Source organism: Stenotrophomonas pictorum JCM 9942 (assembly GCF_001310775.1).
Taxonomy (GTDB): Bacteria; Pseudomonadota; Gammaproteobacteria; order Xanthomonadales; family Xanthomonadaceae; genus Stenotrophomonas; species Stenotrophomonas pictorum.
Genome location: NZ_BAZI01000551.1, coordinates 1 through 1,373 on the forward strand (window position 1 = coordinate 1; position 1,373 = coordinate 1,373).

Sequence of the window (1,373 nt, forward strand, 5' to 3'; positions counted from 1 at the left end):
TGGGTTTGGGTTGCGCGCGCGGGGCCTGGGTGGGCTTGTCCTGCGGCGGCACGTTGCTTGGCTGCGTTGACGGCGGTGCGTCGCCGACGAAATCGACCTTGACCCGGCCACCGCCAACCGCGCCTTGGGGCGTGGATACCAGCGGGGGATTGGAGTGGAGCAGGAGCAGCAGCATCAGCGCATGCAGCAGCGCGCTGACCAGCGCTGCGGCCCAGGGATCACGCTGTTCGCTCCAGGGGGCGGAGCGGGACGTCGGTGCGACAGGAACGTCGTTCATGCCGGCTGGGGGGCGTGGGAGGTGCGGACCCTCATGCGGACGTCATACCGGTTGGGCGATGGAAGCCGGGCATGGTAACGCCTGCCGTCGCCGGGTGAATGCGCGGCGGGCAACAAAAGGCGGCGCTGGCGCCCCGGTCTTGGCCGCCGGTCGGACAGGTCTGTGCGGCATGTACGGGATGGTCACGCCGGATCGCGACCATCTCCCGCCGTTGCCGGTCTGCCCGCATTCGCCGCCGGCTCCCCTGCGGTCGCCGTTCCGGCCAGACGGCGGATGCGCTGAACACGCCGAGTCCGTAACGCAGGCAACCGTTTCTGGCACCGCGGCGGGCTCAGGCTATGATGCCGGTCCCGCCGCATTCACCCGGCGGTTCTCCCCCTTTCAACGGAAATGCTGCATGCGCATCCTGCTTGCCCGTCACGGCGAAACGCCGTGGAACGCCGAAGGCCGCTACCAGGGCCAGATCGACATTCCCCTCTCGCCGGTGGGTGAGGCCCAGGCCAGGGCGCTGGGGGAGCGGCTGGCGGACGTGCAGATCGCCCGTGCGGTGGCCTCGCCACTGAGCCGCGCCCAGGCGACCGCCAGGGCCGCGCTGGGCAGTGCCCGAGAAGCGATGCTGCTGACCGAGCCGGACCTGCAGGAAATCGCCCACGGCGAGTGGGAAGGTCTGCTTGCCAGCGAGATCAACGACAAGGACCCGGCACGTCTGCGCGCGTGGCGCGAGGAGCCGGATACCGTGCTGATGCCCGGCGGCGAATCGCTGCGCCAGGTGCTGGATCGCAGCTGGCGCGGCCTGAGCGCCGCCGCCGACGGGCTGGGCGAGGACGACACGTTGCTGGTGGTCGCCCATGACGCGGTCAACCGGGTGATCCTGTGCAAGATCCTGGGCCTGCCGATTGCCAAGCTGTGGAGCTTCCGCCAGGCGCCGACCACGTTGAACCTGCTCGAAGGCCCGGATGTGGAGCATCTGGAAGTGGTGCGCCTGAACGACTGCGCGCACCACACCCCGTTCTTCGGCGAAGCCAAGCACCGCGCGCTGTAATGCGGCGTGCGGTGACCGCCGTCGTCGGGCTGGTGGCCGTGCTGCTGGCGTTGC

General features: G+C 70.0%; 1 protein-coding gene and 1 pseudogene. One reads left to right on the forward strand and one right to left on the reverse strand.

What is annotated here, in order from left to right:
* Positions 1 to 277: pseudogene (locus JCM9942_RS15940) on the reverse strand (hypothetical protein); the annotation flags it as partial.
* Between the two features lie 397 nt (positions 278 to 674).
* Between JCM9942_RS15940 and JCM9942_RS15945 the strand changes: the two are divergent.
* On the forward strand, positions 675 to 1,319 hold the full coding sequence (locus JCM9942_RS15945; RefSeq protein ID WP_054660839.1) for a histidine phosphatase family protein: 645 nt from the start codon (positions 675 to 677) through the stop codon (positions 1,317 to 1,319).
* Positions 1,320 to 1,373 lie beyond the last annotated feature (54 nt).

Coding starts and splice junctions, on each gene's coding strand:
- JCM9942_RS15945 (WP_054660839.1), top strand. CDS start 675: ATGCGCATCCTGCTTGCCCGTCACGGCGAAACGCCGTGGAACGCCGAA.